Source organism: Alcanivorax sp. HI0083 (genome assembly GCF_001635175.1).
Genome location: NZ_LWFX01001374.1, coordinates 1 through 1,909, shown reverse-complemented (window position 1 = coordinate 1,909; position 1,909 = coordinate 1). Strand labels below are relative to the sequence as shown.

General features: G+C 57.4%; 2 protein-coding genes. Both read left to right on the top strand.

The genetic code is table 11. From position 1 onward, the window contains the following. Positions 1 to 1,228, top strand: a 1,228-nt coding sequence (locus A3754_RS20725) for a TonB-dependent receptor (protein ID WP_156497123.1), incomplete at its 5' end; no start/stop codon positions are given. Between the two features lie 65 nt (positions 1,229 to 1,293). Beyond that, the coding region (locus tag A3754_RS20720; RefSeq protein WP_197468750.1) for a PepSY domain-containing protein at positions 1,294 to 1,909 on the top strand (616 nt) is incomplete at its 3' end.

The window sequence follows — 1,909 nt, the reverse complement described above, 5'->3', positions numbered from 1 at the left end:
TGAAGTACTGACCGTCGGGCTGAACTACACCCACAGCAATCTTGCCGGGAATCACTTTATTACCCAGCTTTACAGCCAGAGCTTCAAGGCCCGTTACGGCGGGGGGGTCTTCGCTACCTTCCAGGACCCGGCCTATGGGACCAATGTCTACGACCAGTCCCAGAACGAATCCGACAAGATTGGCGGCAAACTGACCCTGTCCCGTGACGGCATGTTTAATAACCGTCTGAAGCTGACCACCGGTCTGGACCTGCTGCAGGACGAAACCACCCAGATCCTGGCACAGACCAATCGCGAATGGGTACCGGAAACCCAGTTCCGCAACATTGCGCCCTTCCTGCAGGCAGAAGTCAGCCCCATGCAACAACTGACCCTGAATGCCGGAGTGCGCTATGAATACGCGAAACTGAACGTGGACGATTTCACCACCCTGGCCTCCTACGGCAGCCAGCAAGTCGAAGGCGGTAGCCCGGATTTTGACGAAACCCTGCTCAATTACGGCCTGGTCTTCCAGGCCACCGAGAACGCGCAGTTGTTTGCCAACTACTCTGAAGGGTTCGGCATGCCCGATGTGGGCCGTGTTCTGCGCGGCATCAACCAGGCCAACCAGAGCGTGGAAGACTTCCTCGATCTGCAACCCATTGTGACCGACAACACCGAAATCGGTATCCGCCTGCATAACGGCGGCGCCCACTTTGAGCTCAGCCATTTCAGCTCCGATTCCGACCTGGGCCAACGACTGCAAAATAACGGCGGCATCTTCGAAGTCAGCCGTGAGCGAACCGAAATCCAGGGCATCGAGGCCGACGCAGGATGGCAAATCAATCCGGTGCACTATCTGAACGCCACTTATGCCCACATCAGCGGCAAGTTCGACAGTGATGATGACGGCACCGTAGACACTCGGCTGGATGGCCGCAATATCGCCCCTGACAGCATTCAGCTGCGCTGGCATGCCAAATGGACCAGCAAGCTGCATACCCAGCTTCAGGGGACTCACTACTTCAACAAGGATTTCGAAGGCGACACGAACGACTTCAGCTCCTACCAACTGGTTGACCTGTCTCTGGGATACGCGCTGCCCAAAGGCCAAGTCACTGCCGGCATCGAAAACCTGCTTAACGAGGATTACTTCAGCTACTTCTCGCAAACAGCCACCACCCGTGATGACCAGAACTTCAAGGGCCGTGGTCGTACCGTCACTCTGGGCTACAATCTGGACTTCTAATAAGTCGCCCAGCTAGCTAACGGGCAGCCAATGGCTGCCCGTTTTATTTCCGAGCCTGATACTTTATGCGCAACCTGCTTTTCACTTTGCACAAATACACCGGCCTGATCACCGGGCTGTTGCTGGTGGTTATCGGCCTCAGCGGCAGTTTACTGGTCTTCCATGAGGGGCTGGACGAGTCGCTCAATCCGCAACTGATGACTCAGGGGAAAAGCACGCTTCCCCTTAACGACATCGTCGCCAACGCCGAAGCCGAGCTGGGCCGCAAAGCATTGCGTATCGAGCCGGCACAGGCCCCCGGCAGCCCCCACACCCTGCGCTTTTTTGCTCCACCGGGCGAACCCGGCCCGATTCAGGTCAGCGTCTCCCCCTATACCGGCGAGGTGCTTGCGATTCGCACCTGGGGCGACTACCTGATGACCTGGATCTACAGCCTGCATTACACCCTGTTGTCCGGCGAAATTGGCGAGATTGTGGTTGGCGTGCTTGGCCTGTGCTTGCTCGGTTTCTGTCTGACCGGCGTTTACCTGTGGTGGCCCACCGGCAAGCGCAAGGGAAAGTGGCGTCGCAACCTGACCATTAAACGGAGCGGCGGCACCTACCGATTACACTTTGATCTGCACCAGGTCATCGGCATCTATTTTCTCCCGGTACTGCTGGTGGTCGCCTTTTCCGGGGTCA